This is a genomic window from Oerskovia sp. USHLN155 (genome assembly GCF_037145535.1).
In the GTDB taxonomy this organism is placed as follows: Bacteria; Actinomycetota; Actinomycetes; order Actinomycetales; family Cellulomonadaceae; genus Oerskovia; species Oerskovia rustica.
On sequence record NZ_JBBCXG010000001.1, the window covers coordinates 532,367 to 547,501 of the forward strand.

Here is a 15,135-nt window from a genome sequence, read left to right on the forward strand (position 1 = left end):
TCAGTGGCGGCACGTACCGTCGGGACACGACACAGGCTTCCTGAACACACTCTCGGCACGGTTCCGTGCCCCGCACGCAAAGGTGAGCGACATGCCCGCACCCGCAGACCGCGAGAAGGCGCTCGAAGCCGCCCTCGCCCAGATCGACCGCAACTTCGGCAAGGGCTCGGTGATGCGCCTCGGCGAGGAGGGGCGTGCGCCCGTCGAGGTGATCCCCACCGGGTCGATCGCCCTGGACATCGCGCTCGGCATCGGCGGACTCCCGCGCGGTCGTGTCGTGGAGATCTACGGCCCCGAGTCCAGCGGCAAGACGACCGTCGCGCTGCACGCCGTCGCGAGCGCGCAGCGCGCGGGTGGCATCGCGGCGTTCATCGACGCCGAGCACGCGCTGGACCCCGAGTACGCGAAGAAGCTGGGCGTCGACACCGACGCGCTGCTCGTCTCGCAGCCGGACACCGGTGAGCAGGCCCTCGAGATCACGGACATGCTGATCCGCTCGGGTGCCATCGACATCATCGTCATCGACTCGGTCGCGGCCCTCGTGCCCAAGGCCGAGATCGAGGGCGAGATGGGCGACAGCCACGTCGGCCTCCAGGCCCGCCTCATGTCGCAGGCGCTGCGCAAGCTCACGGGTGCCCTGAGCCAGTCCGGCACCACGGCGATCTTCATCAACCAGCTCCGCGAGAAGATCGGCGTGTTCTTCGGCACGCCCGAGACCACGACCGGTGGCAAGGCGCTCAAGTTCTACGCGTCGATCCGGCTCGACATCCGCCGCATCGAGACGCTCAAGGAGGGCACCGACGCGGTCGGCAACCGCACGCGCGTCAAGGTCGTCAAGAACAAGATGGCCCCGCCCTTCAAGCAGGCCGAGTTCGACATCCTGTACGGCGTCGGCATCTCCCGCGAGGGTGGTCTGATCGACATGGGCGTCGAGCACGGCTTCGTGCGCAAGTCCGGGTCCTGGTTCACCTACGGCGGCGACCAGCTCGGCCAGGGCAAGGAGAACGCGCGCTCGTTCCTGCGCGACAACCCGGACCTCGCCAACGAGCTCGAGAAGCGCATCAAGGAGAAGCTCGGCGTCGGGGCCAAGGTCGACGCGCCCGCGGACCCCGCAGCGGTCGCCGAGCCGGTCGCCCCCGTGGCGGCCCCCGCCGGTAAGGGCAAGAAGGCCGTCCTCTGATCGTCGACGACCCGCTGGACCGCATGCCCGAGTGGGCGCGTCCCCTTCCCGGTGAGGAAGGGGACGCGCCCGTCGGTGCTTCCGGCACCGGTGGCACGTCTGGGACCGCTGGCACGTCCGGTGCGGGAGGTGCCGCCAGGAACGGAGGGGCGGCCCGTTCGGCGTCGGGTGCCGCTGCGGGGCGGGCCACCGGAGGGAGCTCGTCGCTCGCACGCGGGACCTCGCGGTCGCGGGACGGGAGCGGTTCGTCGGGGCGTGGCGGGTTCGGGCAGCGCAGCTCGTCCGGGTTCGGCAGCAGCGGGCTGAGCGGCGGGTTCGGCTCGACGTCCTCGAAACGGAGCACGGGCGGGGGGCGCCGCAAGGAGTACTCGGGGGAGCGCAAGGAGCGCAAGCCCCGCCCCACGGTCGCCGACCGTGTCGAGTCGGGAGCGCTCGCCGGTGCCGAGCTCACCGAGCACGCACGCGAGGCGATCCTGCGGACCCTGACCGCATCCCCCAAGAGCAGGCGCCAGCTCATGGACGCCATGACCCGCAAAGGCTACCCGCCCGAGGTCCTCGAACCGATCCTCGAGCGCTTCGAGGAGGTCGGCCTCGTCGACGACGCCGAGTACGCCGGGATGCTCGTCCGCACCCGTCACGGGGAGCGGGGGCTCTCGCGCCGCGCCATCGCGCAGGAGCTGCGGCGCAAGGGCATCGACGACGACACCGCGACCGAGGCCCTCGACCAGGTCGACGAGGACGACGAGGCAGAGGCCGCCCGCGACCTGGTCCAGCGGCGCCTCGCCCGCACGACCGGTCTCGACCGCGAGGTCCGCACCCGACGCATCGTCGGGATGCTGGCACGCAAGGGGTACAGCCCGTCGCTCGCGCTCAGCCTGGTCCGTGAGGAGCTGGCCCGCGAGGGGGAGTCGCCGGACGACGACGAGCCCATCGGCGGGTTCGACGACCTCTGAGGACGAGCGACGCCGTCGGGCCCCGATCTTCAGCGCAGCGGTCGTCGCCGGGCCGGGGGGGCGGGGCGACCCGGGGGGCGGCCGGGTGGGGGGGGAAGTGCGGGGCGGCGCGGCCGCCGGGGCCCGGGCCACCCGGGCCCCCCCCCCGGGCCCCCCCCCCCGCGGCCCCCCGGGCCCCCGCGGGGGGCCCCCCCCCCCCGCGCCCCCCCCCCCGCCCGCCGCCCCCCCACCCCCGCCGCCCGGGCCGCCCGGGGGGGGGCCCCCCCCCACGACCGTGCTCGCGCCGTGGTGGGCGTCTACTTCGGTGCAGGCGGGACGACGGGAGCCGTGCCCACCGGGGCCGCACCGCGTGCCCCGACCGCGAGCCCGGGAGTCGCAGCCCGGACCGGACCTGCGGTCCGTCCCTTGAGGCGACGCGCGAGGATCTCGGCGACCTTCGACAGGACGTAGTTGATCGTGATGAACAGGATCGCCGCGACGAGCAGGGACTGGAGGATGTTGCCGTACGCCGACCCCAGGCGGCGCGATTCCTGGAGCAGCTCGGTGTACGTGATGATGTAGCCCAGCGCAGTGTCCTTGAGGACCACGACGAGCTGCGAGACGAGCGCCGGGAGCATAGCGATGAGCGCCTGCGGCACCTCGACCGACCGGAGCGACTGGCCTCGCGTCAGACCGACCGCGAGAGCCGCCTCGCGCTGCCCCGTGGGCAGCCCGTACACGCCCGAGCGGACCAGCTCCGCGACGACCGACCCGTTGTAGAGGATCAGGGCGATCACGACCGCCATGAACGGGGCGTCAGGCACCTTGACCTGGGCCAGGAACAGCCAGAAGAAGATCATCATGAGCAGCACCGGGACGGCCCGGAAGAACTCGACGACCAGCCCCGCGAGCCACCGGACGAGCCGGACCGACGAGAGCCGCCCGATGCCGAACAGCAGGCCGAAGACGATCGCCCCCACGATCGCCACGCCCGCGGCGCGCAGGGTGTCGGCGAGGCCCGGGAGATAGAAGTTCTCCCACGCGTCGGCCGTGAAGATCGGCTGCCACTTCTCGGCGGTCAGCTGTCCCTCACGACCCAGCAGGACCAGGGCGTAGGCCGCGATCCCCGCGACGACGATCGCGCCGACCACGTTGCCGACCACGATGGTGCGGCGCCCCCGGGGGCCCGGGGCGTCGAACAGGACCGTCTGCTGCTGCGCGCTCATCGCTTCACCGCCAGGCGGCGGGACAGTGCCGTCGTCGCGAGGCCCACCGGGATCACGAGGATCACGTAGCCGATCGCGAACGTCAGGAAGATCGCGATGATGACGTCGGAGTCGAACTCGATCATGGTCTTCATGAGGCTGGAGGTCTCCGTCGCGACGCCGGCCGCGGCGGCGACGGTCGAGTTCTTGATGAGGGCGATGAGCACGTTGCCGAGCGGGGCCACCGAGCCACGGAAGGCCTGGGGGAGGATCACGATCCGTGCCGCCGGCAGGAACGAGAGGCCGATCGCGCGGGCCGCCTCGGCCTGCCCGATCGGCACGGTGTTCACCCCCGAGCGGATCGCCTCGCACACGAACGCCGCGTGGTAGACCGCGAGGCCCAGCACCGCGAAGCGGAAGAAGTTGGACGGGAAGTCGTCGGCGAGCTGGATCTTGAGCTGGCCCCAGACCCCGAGCGTCAGGAACACCATGATGATCGTCAACGGCGTGTTGCGGAACAGCGTGACGTACGTGGCACCGGCCCACTGCAGGCTCGGGATCGGCGAGATCCGCATGAGCGCGAGGACCGTGCCGACGACGAGCGCCAGGATCGCCGCCCAGAACGTGAGCTGGATGTTGACCCAGAACGCGCCCAGGACGTCGTACGACTCGAAGAGCCGCAAGAACTGAGAGAGGTAGTCACCCACTACGGGTCACCCTTCGCGAGGTGCGGCGCGGACGCCGCACGAGACCGGACAGGGACGGGTGCCGGGCCGGGCCCGCGTCTGTGACGTGGGCCCGGCCCGGCAGCGGACCTGTCAGGCGCAGGCGTCCGGCGTCGGCGGGTTCTCCGAGGCGTTCGGGGTGTACCCGGTGCCCTCGGTCGCGCTCGTGATCGCTTCCTCCCACGAGCCGTCGTCGATCATCTCGGTGATCGCGGCGTTGATGTCCTCGCACTTGTCGCTGCTCTGCGGGATCCCGACGCCGTAGAGCTCGGTCGAGAACGGCGCCCCGACGACCTTGACCTTGCCCTTGTTCGCGGGCTGCGCCGCGAGACCGGCCAGGATGATGTCGTCCGTGGTGACCGCGTCGACCTGGCCCGAGAGCAGGGCCGTGACGCACTCGGCGTAGCCCGGCTGCTCGAGGAGCTGGACTCCCGCGGCGTACTCGTCCTTGATCCGCTGGGCCGACGTCGAGCCCGTGACCGAGCAGAGGTTCTTGCCCTCGAGGTCCTCTGGTCCCTTGATGTCGGTGTTGTCCTCGGCCACGAGCAGGTCCTGCCCGGCGACGAAGTACGGACCGGCGAACGCGACGGTCTCCTTGCGCTTGTCGGTGATCGAGTAGGTCGCGAAGATCATGTCGACCTGGTCGGTGCTCAGCAGCGTCTCGCGCTGGGCCGACGGTGCCTCCTTCCACTCGATCTGGTCCTCGGAGTAGCCGAGCTTCTCGGCGACGTAGCGAGCGACGTCGGTGTCGAACCCCGTGTAGGTGTCGCCCTCCTTGAAGCCGAGGCCGGGCTGGTCGAACTTGATGCCGATCGTGATCTTCTCTCCGCCGGCGCTGGCGGACGAGCCCTCGGTCGAGCCGCCGCCGTCGTCGCTGCCCCCGCACGCGCTCAGGGCGAGTGCGGCGGTCGCGGCGAGTGCGACGAGTCCTCCGGTACGGGTGCGTGTGCGCATGGTGTCTTCCCCTTCGTCGGTGCCGGGCCGTCACGGGAGTCCTGGTGGTCACCCGCTGCGGCCGGCGGTCGGTGCCGGTCGAGCTGTTCGGTTGCTACAGGTGGGCCGGGCTCGTCGGTGAGCCCGGGGACCGTGGGGCGTGCCTTGTGCTGTGGGGACTGCTGGTCGCGAGACCGGGTCGTAGGAGTGGTTGGGGCGGACGCGCCTGTGCGTCCGCGGAGAGGGTCAGTGGGTCAGGATCTTGGACAGGAAGTCCTGGGCGCGGTGGCTCTTCGGGTTCGTGAAGAACTCCTCGGGCGGGGCCTCCTCGACGATCTGGCCGTCGGCCATGAAGACCACGCGGTGGGCCGCCTTGCGGGCGAAGCCCATCTCGTGGGTCACGACGATCATGGTCATGCCCTCCTTGGCGAGGGCGACCATGACGTCCAGGACCTCGTTGATCATCTCGGGGTCCAGCGCCGAGGTCGGCTCGTCGAAGAGCATGACCTTGGGGTGCATGGCCAGGGCCCGCGCGATGGCCACGCGCTGCTGCTGCCCGCCCGAGAGCTGGGCCGGCATCTTGTCGGCCTGGTTGCCGATCCCGACGCGGTCGAGCAGGGCCAGGGCCTCCTTCTTGGCCTCCGCGGACCGTGTCCGTCGGACCTTGACGGGCCCGAGCGTCACGTTGTCGAGGATCGTCTTGTGGGCGAAGAGGTTGAACGACTGGAACACCATGCCGACGTCGGCACGGAGCCTGGCGAGCTCCTTGCCCTCCTCCGGCAGGGGCTGGCCGTCGATCGCGATCGTGCCGGTGTCGATGGTCTCGAGCCGGTTGATGGCACGGCACAGCGTGGACTTCCCCGAGCCCGAGGGGCCGATCACGACGAGCACCTCGCCGCGCCGGACCGTGAGGTCGATGTCCCGCAGGACGTGGAGGTCTCCGAAGTGCTTGTTGACCCCGTGGAGCTCGACGAGCGGAGGTCCGAGCTCGTCGTCACGCGAGGGCGCGTCGGGTGGTGGCGAGGGTGTGGTGGGCGACGCGTCGGGAGCGTCGCTCGGGGTGGTCGGTTGCGCGTCCATTTCATGAACCTAGGGGGGTTTTGTTGCGCACGCCACTGTTTCCGGCAACAGTTCGGCAACGGACGGGCAACAGATGCCCGGCTGGTGGCGAAAGAGCGTTTCGGTCCGGCGGCTGGCGCGCCGTACCCTTGACGGTGATGTTCTCCACCGCCCTCCGCCCCGAAGACAGCCCCATCGTGGGTCCCGCCGACGCGCCCGGGGTCAACCCGCCAGGGGGCCCCGGGGCTGCGCCCGACGGTCACGCCGAACAGGCGCCGGCGGCGGCGCAGCGGACCTACATGGTCCGCACGCTCGGGTGCCAGATGAACGTCCACGACTCCGAGCACATGGCGGGCATGCTCGAGCAGGCGGGCTACACGCGGGCCGAGGCGGCCGACGAGGCCGCGCACCGCGCCGACGTCGTCGTCATCAACACGTGCGCGGTCCGGGAGAACGCGGCCACACGCCTGTACGGCAACCTGGGGCAGCTCGCGTCGATCAAGGCCAGGCGCCCGGGCATGCAGATCGCGGTCGGTGGATGCCTCGCGCAGAAGGACCGGTCGGGCATCGTCGAGAAGGCCCCGTGGGTCGACGTCGTGTTCGGCACGCACAACCTCGACGCGCTGCCCGTGCTCCTGGAGCGCGCCCGGCACAACGAGGCCGCGCAGGTCGAGATCGCCGAGTCGCTCCAGGTCTTCCCCTCGACCCTGCCGACCAAGCGCGAGTCCGTGTACGCAGGCTGGGTGTCGATCAGCGTCGGCTGCAACAACACGTGCACGTTCTGCATCGTGCCGCACCTGCGCGGCAAGGAGCGAGACCGACGGCCGGGCCAGGTCCTGGCCGAGGTCCAGGCGCTCGTCGACCAGGGCGCGATCGAGGTCACCCTGCTCGGGCAGAACGTCAACAGCTACGGCGTCGAGTTCGGCGACCGCGGCGCGTTCGCCAAGCTCCTGCGCGCGTGCGGGGAGATCGAGGGGCTCGAGCGCGTGCGCTTCACGTCCCCGCACCCGGCCGCCTTCACGGACGACGTGATCGCCGCCATGGCCGAGACGCCCAACGTGATGCCCCAGCTCCACATGCCGCTCCAGGCCGGGTCGGACCGCATCCTACGGGCCATGCGCCGCTCCTACCGGTCGGAGAAGTTCCTGGGGATCCTCGACCGGGTGCGGGCGGCCATGCCCGACGCGGCGATCACCACGGACCTCATCGTGGGCTTCCCCGGGGAGACCGAGGAGGACTTCGCCGAGACGCTGCGGGTCGTCGAGGCCTCGCGCTTCTCCTCGGCCTTCACGTTCCAGTACTCGCAGCGCCCGGGGACCCCCGCGGCCACGCTCCCGGACCAGCTGCCCAAGGAGGTCGTGCAGGAGCGCTACGAGCGTCTCCAGGCGCTCCAGGACCGGGTCAGCGCCGAGGAGTCGGCCCGCCAGGTCGGTCGCACGGTCGAGGTCCTCGTGACCGAGGGATCAGGGCGCAAGGACGGGGCGACGCACCGCCTGACCGGCCGCGCCGCGGACAACCGTCTGGTCCACCTCGCAGTGCCGGACGAGGTCGTCGCCCTGATGGCCGGACGCTCGGACGCCGACGTCACGGCCGACGACCCTCGCCTCGCCGACGACCTGGACCCGCGGCTGCCCCGCCCCGGCGACATGGTCACGGTCGAGGTCACGCGCTCCGCGCCGTACCACCTCGTCGCGGACTCGGTGCTCGACGGCGGCACCTACGCGGTGCGCCGCACGCGGTCCGGCGACGCCTGGGTCGCGCGCGAGAAGACGCGCCTGGGCGGCGGCGACGACCACGGTCACTCGCACGGAGCGCCCGCGGCGGGCGGCCCGGTGAGCCTCGGCCTGCCGAGCCTGCGCCGCCCCTGAGGTCGCAGGGGCCAGGCCGCGCTGCGGGCTCAGGTGGGCGGGAGCTGGCCGCCGATCGTGCTGAAGAGCTGCACCGCGGTGCCCAGCCCGCACGACACGATCTGGCCGAGCTGCTCGTCGGTCGCGCCCTGCTCGAGGTCGACCGACACCTCGGCGTACACCGCGAGGCCCTGGCTCTCCTCGCGGACGTAGACCTTGGGCCAGATGCGCTCGCGGTTCCAGTCGTTGACGGTCTGCAGGAGCGCGAGCCGGGCCGCCACGGGCACGGTCGTCGACCAGCGGCCGCGGACCTGGAGGATCTCCTCGTGGTCGCCCAGGAGCAGGAACCAGAACCGGTTCCCGTCCCACGTGCCCGTGACGTCCCCGTCGTCGTCGATGCGGAAGTGGTAGCCGCGCCGCGAGAGGTAGTCGCCGATACGGCGGGTCGAGAGCGGCGAGGGCACCTCGACGTCGACGGGCACGTCCTCGACGGGCTTGGGCCGGTGGTTGCCGAACAGGCGCGCGAGCCAGCTCGTCCGGGGGGCCGGGCTCATGGTGCCGACCTCGCGGGGTCCGGGTAGAACTCGTCGAGGGCGTCGAAGAACATCGAGCCCGTGGACAGGCCGCACTGCAGGAGCTGGTCGAGCTGGTCGTCGTTCACACCGTGCTCGAGGTCGACCGTGACCTCGGTGAACACGTGGACCATGCCGTTGTCCCGCACGCGCGTGTAGGCCTTGGGCCAGATGCGGTCCGCGTTCCACTCGTTGCAGAACTCGAGGATCTCCTCGAGGCGCTCGATCGTGATGTCCCGGTTCCACTGGCCGCGGACCTGCAGAATCTCGTGGTGGGAGCCGAACAGCAGGAAGTAGAACAGCCGACCGTGCCACAGCCCGCCCACGTCGCCCTCGGCGTCGATGAAGTAGCTGTACCCGGCGTCGGCGATCCACTCGAGCACACGCGCGCGGTGCAGGGGGGTGGGGATCTTGTCGTGCTCGATGTCGGAGATCATGGTCCCCCCGAGCTCGCGGAGCAGGAGGCTCTCGACCGAGGCGTGCAGCGCGGCGTCGTCGAGCGGGGTACCGGAGGTCCCGCCGGCCTCGTCCCAGGCGTGCTCGTCGGGAGCGTCCTTCCTGCCCTGGTCGCCCGAGTCGTCTCGTCCTGCCTGGTGTCCCCGTCTGCCGCCGAAGAACCTCATGTGCCCACCCTACCTGCGCCCGCTGGGGATCGTCCTGCTCGGGGGGTAGCGTGGCGCGCGTGATCGTTCGCGCCGTCGCCCTGCCCGGTACCCCGCTGCTCGTCCCGGGCGTCGCGGGCGCCGCAGAGGTTCTCGCCGAGTCCCGCGCCCAGGTCCTCGTGGCGCTCCGCGAGCTCGTGCGGGACGCGCGGCGCGTCGTCGTCCTGGACTGCGAGGCTCGGCGGGAGGGGGAACGGCGGGGCGAGATGCGTCCGGGCCTGGAGGCGGCCGGGGTCGCCCCGCGCTGGTGGGGCTGGGCCCCTCGGGCGTCGGCGCCCGGGCTGCCCGCTGCGGGCGTCCCCGCGTCGGTCGCTCTCCTCGCCCTCGACGCGGCGGGCTGGGAGGGCCCGGTCGAGGTCGTCGAGCTCGGGAGCGCGACCGTCCCCGCGGCCGCGGTCGGGCTCGCGCGGGACGTCCTGACGGAGCCGGGCACGGGACTGGTCGTCGTCACGGGTGCGCGGGCCCCGCTGCCCGACGGCGGCGCTCGCGCCCCGAGCGTGGGCGCGGAGGGCAGCACGTCGGACGGCGACGGTGCGGCGGTCAGCACGGCCGAGGACGCGGTGCTCCACGCGCTCGGCGAGGCCTGGGACGCCGACGCCCGGCACGCGACCGGGGAGTACGAGGGGCGCCGCTACGCCGTCGTGAGATTCCTGGTCCCTGCGGACGAGCGGGTTGCTACCGTGCGCCGGTGACCTCACCGCTGCGCGTCGTCGCCCTGCTCTTCCCCGGCTGCACCCAGCTCGACCTGACGGGTCCCGCCCAGGTCTTCGCGCGCCTTCCCGGCGCGCAGGTGGACCTGGCGTGGCGCGACACCGAGCCGGTCGCCACGGACTGCGGGTGGTCGATCGTCCCGACGACCACGCTCGCCGACGCGCCCCCGGCCGACGTGCTCTTCGTGCCGGGCGGGGACGGGACGTTCGACCTGCTCGAGGACGAGGACGTGCTCGCGTTCCTGCGACGGCAGGCGGCCGGCGCACGCTGGGTGACCTCGGTGTGCACCGGGTCCTTCCTGCTGGCCGCCGCCGGCCTGCTCGACGGCTACCGGGCCACGACCCACTGGGCCTCGTTACCCCTGCTCGCGGAGCTCGGGGCCGAACCCGTCGCCGAGCGGGTCGTCGTCGACCGCAACCGCGTCACGGGTGCCGGGGTGACCTCCGGCATCGACTTCGCGCTCGTGCTCGCGGCCCGCGACCTCGGTGACGACGTCGCCCGTCGGCTGCAGCTCATGCTGGAGTACGACCCCCGACCGCCGTTCGACGCCGGATCGCCCGCGACGGCCGACCCGGCCGAGGTCGCCGCGATCCGGTCGGCGGTGCGGGAGGCACGGCTGGGGCGCGTTCAGGCAGCCGCGGCCGCCGGTACCCGTCGCGTCGCCGTCGCACCGTTCGGAGCGACCTGACCGGAGCGGCAACCTGACCGGAGCGCCGCGGGCAGGGTGACCCACGGGACGCACCGGTGCGCCGACCGGTCCGGCAGGTCCGGACAGGTCGGCACACCGAGCGCCCGAGGTCAGCGGCGACTGACCGCCTCCGCCACCTGACCGGCCTCGTCGTCGCGGCCCAGGCGGCGCAGGACACCGACGAGCTCGTTGCCCACGAGCGCCCGGGAGGCCTGGTCGTGAGCGAGCCGGAACCCGTCGAGCGCCGACTCGAGCGAGGGGGCGGCGCCCTCGAGGTCGCCCGCGTCGGCGCGCGTGGTCCCGGCCAGCCAGAACGCGTGCGCGGCGCCGCCCAGGTCGCCCGCGCGGGCGTACTCCTCGGCGACGGCCTCGGCGGCCGAGGACGCGCGCTCGTGCTCACCGAGTGCGGCCAGGAGCCGGGCGCGCGTGTCGAGGAGCTCGCGGCGCTCGCGGGCCGCTCGCTCCTCCTCCGTCGCGGAGACGGCTCCCTCGGCCGGGCCGGACGCGGCCTCCGCGAGAGCCTTGTCGACGGCGGCGAGACCCGCTCCCGCGGTACCCGCCTGCGCGGTGAGCCGGGCGTAGGCCCGCACGACCGGGCTCCGGTACGCAGGGGCCACGCCGCCGGCCCGCAGGAGCGCCACGGCGCGAGGGAAGGCTGCGAGGGCGCCCTCGACGTCCTGCTCGGCCGCCGCGAGCTGCGCGGCCTCGGCCAGGGCGAAGCCCGCCTGGTCGAGCGCGCCGTCGGCCTCGAACCGTGCGGCGGCCCGCTGGTACACGCCGGCGGCCCCTGCGGGATCGTCGGTGCTGAGGGCCTCGGCGTGGGCGACGAGCGCGGCGGCGTCGTCGGCCTGCACCGCGTCGGTCTCGAACGCGGACGCGGTGTCCGCGACGAGGGCCGAGATGTCGGCGGGCCCGCCCGTCGCGACGCTCCGTGCGGTCCCGGCCGGAACCGTGGGGCGCGGGCTCGTCACCGCGACCGGCAGGTCGGTCTCCGTCGCCCCGAGCACGCTCAGGCTCACGGGCAGGAGCGTCGGCGTGCTCGCCCACACCTCCTCGGTGCGCCGTGTCGTCGCGTCGGTGCCGTTGCGGGCGTCGAACGCCGCGGCGATCTCGAGGGCCTGGGCGCGCACCCAGGCGTCGAGCCCGGCGACCGTGGACGCCGGGACCTCGCGCAGCGCGACAGGACGCTCACCGTGCTCCGCCGCGAGCAGCGACGTCGCCGTCCCGACGCTGAGGAGGAACGCCCAACGGTCGCGAGGGGAGTCCGCGCTCACGAGGTGGTCCTGGTGCTCCACGATCCGGGTCACAGCACGCTCGACGTTGCCCGTCCGCGCGAGGAACTCGATGTGGCGGCCCTGCGGTCCCTCCATCGAGACCCCGTTGTCGAGGTGCCGCAGGCCCCGGCGGTGGGTCGCCGCCGCCTTGTCCGCGTCCCCGGTCTCGAGATACGCGAGCTGGAGCCGGGAGAGCATGTCGCCAGGCTCGGTCGCGCACTCGGGGGAGCCTGCGAGGACCTGCTCCAGGAGACGGATGCCCTCGTCCAGGCGCCCGGCGTCGAACAGGTAGGCGGCGCGGTCGCCGGGTTCGCACGCCTCGCACTGCGAGAAGTCGTCCCGGGGCGTCGCGACCCAGGCCTCGTACGCCGTCGCCGTGTCCTGCGTCCCCCGGGCGCGAGCCCACTGGAAGCGGGACATCGTCACGGCGTTCATGCCGTTGCCCGCGACGGCGTACCGGCGCTCCATGTCGTCGAGCGTCCGCTCGATCTGCGCGGCGGGGACCGCGGGGAAGTCCATGAGGTTGCCGACCATCCACTTGAACGACCAGAACAGCGAGTGCGTGTCCTGCTCGTCGAAGTGCTCGGGGTGCTCGTCCCACCACCGCAGGAGCTGCGTGAAGGGCAGGTAGGCCTTGGTGACCTCGTTGCCCCACACGTAGGACTCGACCAGCACGAACAGCGCGTACGCCCTGGCCTCGACGGGACCGTCGGCCGTGATCCGTGCGAGCTCCGCCTCGGCGGCGGTGCTCCTGGCGACGCCGTACGGCATCTCACGGACGTGGAACAGCGCTTCGTTGGCCTCGTGGACCGTGCGGGTCATCGGTTCTCCTCCAGGGGTGTCGTGCCGGGGCGCAGCGCGCGGTCGAGCAGGACGCCGAGCGAGCCGTTCATGAGGGTGGCCTCCGAGGCTCGCAGGGGCCGCCCGGACAGCAGCAGAGCGGTGACGTACAGGGACTGGGCGCCCGCCTCCAGCACCTGCGGGTCCGTCGTCGCGAGCAGCGACCGGACGGTCTCGTTCGTGTCGTTGAGCACGAGCCGGCGTGAACGAGCAGGACCGGAGAGCTCGGCGAGCACCTGGCCCCAGACGTCGTCCGCCGCGTCGGCCGTGGCCCGGGCCTCGCGCTGGTGGTCGCCGTCGCGGTCGTGCAGGAGCATCGCGGGCAGCGCCGCGGGCTCGAAGGCACGCACGACCGCCTCGCAGTCCTGGGGTGCGAGCGCTTCGTCGACGGCCTGGACGGCGTCCGCGACCTCGAGCTCGCGCAGCGGGTCGACCTCCAGGAGCGCCTGGGAGACGTCGTCCGACGTCACGGGTGCCAGGCGCCACTGCGGGAAGCGGCGGGAGATGCGTTCGAGCAGGTCCGCGTCGTAGACGTAGCCGCCGTTGACGAGGCCGAGCCCCTGGGCCGCCGCGACGGGCGCGACGCGCCGGAACTCCTCGACGCTCGGGGTCCACAGCATCCGGGCCCCTTCCGGCAGGGTCGCGGCCAGGTCCGTGAGCGTGCCGGTCCCCTCGGTGGTCTCGAACGGCAGGACCCGGGCCGCGAGATCGAGCATGTCGTCGTCCTGGAGGGCGAGCGCCCGCACGGCGAGGTGGTGCACGCGCAGGAACGCGCGGCTCGTGGGCGAGCTCTCGGCCAGCGTGGCGAGCGCCCACTCCCGGACCTGGGCACCCAGGGCCTCGCGTGTCGCGAGCAGGACCTCGTCCTCGTAGAGGCCCTCGCGCGACGCGGTGGGGCGCAGCGCGGAGGCGTCCAGGACGCAGCGGACGAAGAACGCCCACGGCGGCAGGAGGTCGTCCACCCGCGTCCCCAGGAGCATGCGCTTGAGGTACACGCGGTGGCTCGACGGGGTCGTGGGCGAGACCGCCGCGGGCAGCACGTACGCGACGCCCGTCAGGCCGGCGAGCGGGAGGTCGAGGTCGATGCGGGCCAGCGGCGTGAAGCCGAGCGTCTGCTCGGCGTACCGCGTCAGAGCGGCGTCGCGCTCGGCGGGCGTCGCGTGCCGCTCCTTCCACGGGAGGTCCGCACCGCTCAACCGGCGCCAGACCGTGGGAGAGGCGTCGTCCGTCCCCGTGGCGGCGGCGGAGTCGCCGTCGGTCAGGTCGAGACGGAGCTCGACCTGGAGGTCGACAGGAAGCAGCGACCCGAAGTCCTGCGCGAGCGCCGTGACGGTCTCCGGCGCGAGCCAGTGCTCCATGTCGCGGCGCGGCCGCAGACGGACGACGCTGCCGGGCTCGGCCGGGACCGTGGGGTCCTCGTCCGGGACCTCGGTCAGCTCGTAGCTGCCGTCCGCGAACCCGCGCCAGCGCACCGGGGCGGGAGCTGCGCCGTCGGGCAGGATGCGCGCCGAGCGGGACGTGAGCTCGATCTCGTCGGCGACCATGAACGCGGACAGGAGACCGATGCCGAACTGACCCAGGAACTCCTCGCGGCCGGTGCCGAGCTCGACGTCGCGCTTGGAGCTGCGCCCGATCGTGGCGAGCAGCTCGGCCGCCTCGGCGAGCGTCAGGCCCACGCCCGAGTCGGCGACCTCGAGCGACCCGTCGGGCAGGGGACGCAGCCGGATCGCGGCGGGCACGTCGTCCCCGCCGAGGTCCCGGCGCGCGGTGACGGCGTCCACGCCGTTCTGCAGGAGCTCGCGCAGGTACACGCGCGGGCTCGAGTACAGGTGGCGCGCGAGCAGGTCGACGACGCCGTGCAGGTCGACCTGGAACGTGCTCGTCAAAGCGGCCGGTCCTCGACGAAGGTGTTCGCGTCGGACGCGTCCGCGTCGGGGGCGGGGAACTGCTCGTCGAGCTGCTCGAAGAACTGGAGCCCCGAGTACAGGCCGCACTCGACGAGCTGGCCGAGCTGGTCGTCCGCGACGCCGAACTCCAGGTCGGTCGCGACCTCGGTGTAGATCGCGACGCGCTCGCCCTCGACCCGGCAGAAGACCTTGGGCCACACCTTGCGCTGGTTGAAGTCGTTGGCGAGCATGACGAGGCCCACGTGCTCCTCGGCGGGCAGCGTGCGGTGCCAGCGCCCGCGGACCTGCAGGATCTCCTGCTTCGAGCCCTGGACGAAGAAGTAGAAGACGTTCCCGTCCCAGCCTCCGCCGAGGTCGCCGTCGTCGTCGATCCCGTAGTTCCAGCCCTTGCCCGCCAGGAAGGCCTCGACCCGGTCGCGCGACAGCGGTGCGTTGGGGGTACGGTCCGTGCTGCCGGGCTTGGTGAAGTAGCTCATGTCTCGTTCCTCGTCGTCGGTTGCCGCTGCGGTGCGGCGGCGAAGGCCGTGCGGGCGGGCGCCTGTCCCTGTCCGTCCACCCTGAGGAGCCTACGCACGACCACCCACACCGGGACAGGGTGGA

14 protein-coding genes are annotated in these 15,135 nt (G+C 72.8%); 5 read left to right on the plus strand and 9 right to left on the minus strand.

What is annotated here, in order from left to right:
* The first annotated feature begins 91 nt into the window (after window positions 1-91).
* Window positions 92-1,180, plus strand: coding sequence for a recombinase RecA (recA, locus tag WFH32_RS02350; RefSeq protein WP_138824760.1), 1,089 nt, complete (start codon window positions 92-94; stop codon window positions 1,178-1,180).
* Window positions 1,181-1,203: 23 nt separating this feature from the next.
* Window positions 1,204-2,133: a regulatory protein RecX gene (locus tag WFH32_RS02355; RefSeq protein ID WP_336706119.1), complete on the plus strand. Its 930-nt coding sequence runs from the start codon at window positions 1,204-1,206 to the stop codon at window positions 2,131-2,133.
* 296 nt (window positions 2,134-2,429) lie between these two features.
* Here WFH32_RS02355 and WFH32_RS02360 read toward each other — a convergent pair whose 3' ends face one another.
* The 4 genes from WFH32_RS02360 to WFH32_RS02375 form a co-directional block, all read right to left on the minus strand.
* Window positions 2,430-3,338: an amino acid ABC transporter permease gene (locus WFH32_RS02360; protein WP_336706120.1), complete on the minus strand. Its 909-nt coding sequence runs from the start codon at window positions 3,336-3,338 to the stop codon at window positions 2,430-2,432.
* Window positions 3,335-4,024, minus strand: coding sequence for an amino acid ABC transporter permease (locus tag WFH32_RS02365; protein WP_191795635.1), 690 nt, complete (start codon window positions 4,022-4,024; stop codon window positions 3,335-3,337). The genes WFH32_RS02360 and WFH32_RS02365 overlap by 4 nt, the downstream gene beginning before the upstream one ends.
* 111 nt (window positions 4,025-4,135) lie before the next feature.
* Complete coding sequence (locus WFH32_RS02370) at window positions 4,136-4,996, minus strand: glutamate ABC transporter substrate-binding protein (RefSeq protein ID WP_191795636.1); 861 nt, start codon at window positions 4,994-4,996, stop codon at window positions 4,136-4,138.
* A gap of 225 nt (window positions 4,997-5,221) precedes the next feature.
* Window positions 5,222-6,055 carry an amino acid ABC transporter ATP-binding protein gene (locus WFH32_RS02375; RefSeq protein WP_191795637.1) on the minus strand — a complete coding sequence of 278 codons (834 nt, stop codon included), beginning with the start codon at window positions 6,053-6,055 and terminating at the stop codon, window positions 5,222-5,224.
* A gap of 278 nt (window positions 6,056-6,333) precedes the next feature.
* Between WFH32_RS02375 and miaB the strand changes: the two genes are divergently transcribed.
* Complete coding sequence (miaB, locus tag WFH32_RS02380) at window positions 6,334-7,902, plus strand: tRNA (N6-isopentenyl adenosine(37)-C2)-methylthiotransferase MiaB (protein WP_336706175.1); 1,569 nt, start codon at window positions 6,334-6,336, stop codon at window positions 7,900-7,902.
* A 29-nt stretch (window positions 7,903-7,931) separates the two neighbouring features.
* Here the strand turns inward: miaB and WFH32_RS02385 are convergent, their stop codons facing one another.
* Window positions 7,932-8,435: a YbjN domain-containing protein gene (locus WFH32_RS02385; protein ID WP_191795639.1), complete on the minus strand. Its 504-nt coding sequence runs from the start codon at window positions 8,433-8,435 to the stop codon at window positions 7,932-7,934.
* Window positions 8,432-9,076, minus strand: coding sequence for a YbjN domain-containing protein (locus WFH32_RS02390; protein ID WP_225227868.1), 645 nt, complete (start codon window positions 9,074-9,076; stop codon window positions 8,432-8,434). Before WFH32_RS02390 ends, WFH32_RS02385 begins: the two co-directional genes overlap by 4 nt.
* Before the next feature lie 59 nt (window positions 9,077-9,135).
* Between WFH32_RS02390 and WFH32_RS02395 the strand changes: the two genes are divergently transcribed.
* Both WFH32_RS02395 and WFH32_RS02400 read left to right on the plus strand, forming a co-directional pair.
* Entirely contained in the window at window positions 9,136-9,807 is a 672-nt protein-coding gene (locus WFH32_RS02395) for a hypothetical protein (RefSeq protein WP_336706121.1), read from the plus strand.
* Window positions 9,804-10,514, plus strand: coding sequence for a DJ-1/PfpI family protein (locus tag WFH32_RS02400; protein ID WP_336706122.1), 711 nt, complete (start codon window positions 9,804-9,806; stop codon window positions 10,512-10,514). Before WFH32_RS02395 ends, WFH32_RS02400 begins: the two co-directional genes overlap by 4 nt.
* 110 nt (window positions 10,515-10,624) lie before the next feature.
* Here WFH32_RS02400 and WFH32_RS02405 read toward each other — a convergent pair whose 3' ends face one another.
* The 3 genes from WFH32_RS02405 to WFH32_RS02415 are packed head-to-tail and all read right to left on the minus strand — an operon-like array spanning window position 10,625 to window position 15,011.
* Window positions 10,625-12,610 (minus strand): hypothetical protein, encoded by a 1,986-nt coding sequence (locus tag WFH32_RS02405; RefSeq protein ID WP_336706123.1) that lies wholly within the window; start codon window positions 12,608-12,610, stop codon window positions 10,625-10,627.
* Complete coding sequence (locus WFH32_RS02410) at window positions 12,607-14,514, minus strand: HSP90 family protein (protein ID WP_336706124.1); 1,908 nt, start codon at window positions 14,512-14,514, stop codon at window positions 12,607-12,609. The genes WFH32_RS02405 and WFH32_RS02410 overlap by 4 nt, the downstream gene beginning before the upstream one ends.
* Window positions 14,511-15,011 carry a YbjN domain-containing protein gene (locus WFH32_RS02415; RefSeq protein WP_191795644.1) on the minus strand — a complete coding sequence of 167 codons (501 nt, stop codon included), beginning with the start codon at window positions 15,009-15,011 and terminating at the stop codon, window positions 14,511-14,513. The genes WFH32_RS02410 and WFH32_RS02415 overlap by 4 nt, the downstream gene beginning before the upstream one ends.
* Between the last annotated feature and the right edge of the window lie 124 nt (window positions 15,012-15,135).

Bases quoted from the DNA above. Each gene is read 5' to 3' on its own strand.
- recA (WP_138824760.1), top strand. From the start codon at position 92: ATGCCCGCACCCGCAGACCGCGAGAAGGCGCTCGAAGCCGCCCTCGCC.
- WFH32_RS02355 (WP_336706119.1), top strand. From the start codon at position 1,204: ATGCCCGAGTGGGCGCGTCCCCTTCCCGGTGAGGAAGGGGACGCGCCC.
- WFH32_RS02360 (WP_336706120.1), bottom strand. From the start codon at position 3,338: ATGAGCGCGCAGCAGCAGACGGTCCTGTTCGACGCCCCGGGCCCCCGG.
- WFH32_RS02370 (WP_191795636.1), bottom strand. From the start codon at position 4,996: ATGCGCACACGCACCCGTACCGGAGGACTCGTCGCACTCGCCGCGACC.
- WFH32_RS02375 (WP_191795637.1), bottom strand. From the start codon at position 6,055: ATGGACGCGCAACCGACCACCCCGAGCGACGCTCCCGACGCGTCGCCC.
- miaB (WP_336706175.1), top strand. From the start codon at position 6,334: ATGGTCCGCACGCTCGGGTGCCAGATGAACGTCCACGACTCCGAGCAC.
- WFH32_RS02385 (WP_191795639.1), bottom strand. From the start codon at position 8,435: ATGAGCCCGGCCCCCCGGACGAGCTGGCTCGCGCGCCTGTTCGGCAAC.
- WFH32_RS02390 (WP_225227868.1), bottom strand. From the start codon at position 9,076: ATGAGGTTCTTCGGCGGCAGACGGGGACACCAGGCAGGACGAGACGAC.
- WFH32_RS02405 (WP_336706123.1), bottom strand. From the start codon at position 12,610: ATGACCCGCACGGTCCACGAGGCCAACGAAGCGCTGTTCCACGTCCGT.
- WFH32_RS02415 (WP_191795644.1), bottom strand. From the start codon at position 15,011: ATGAGCTACTTCACCAAGCCCGGCAGCACGGACCGTACCCCCAACGCA.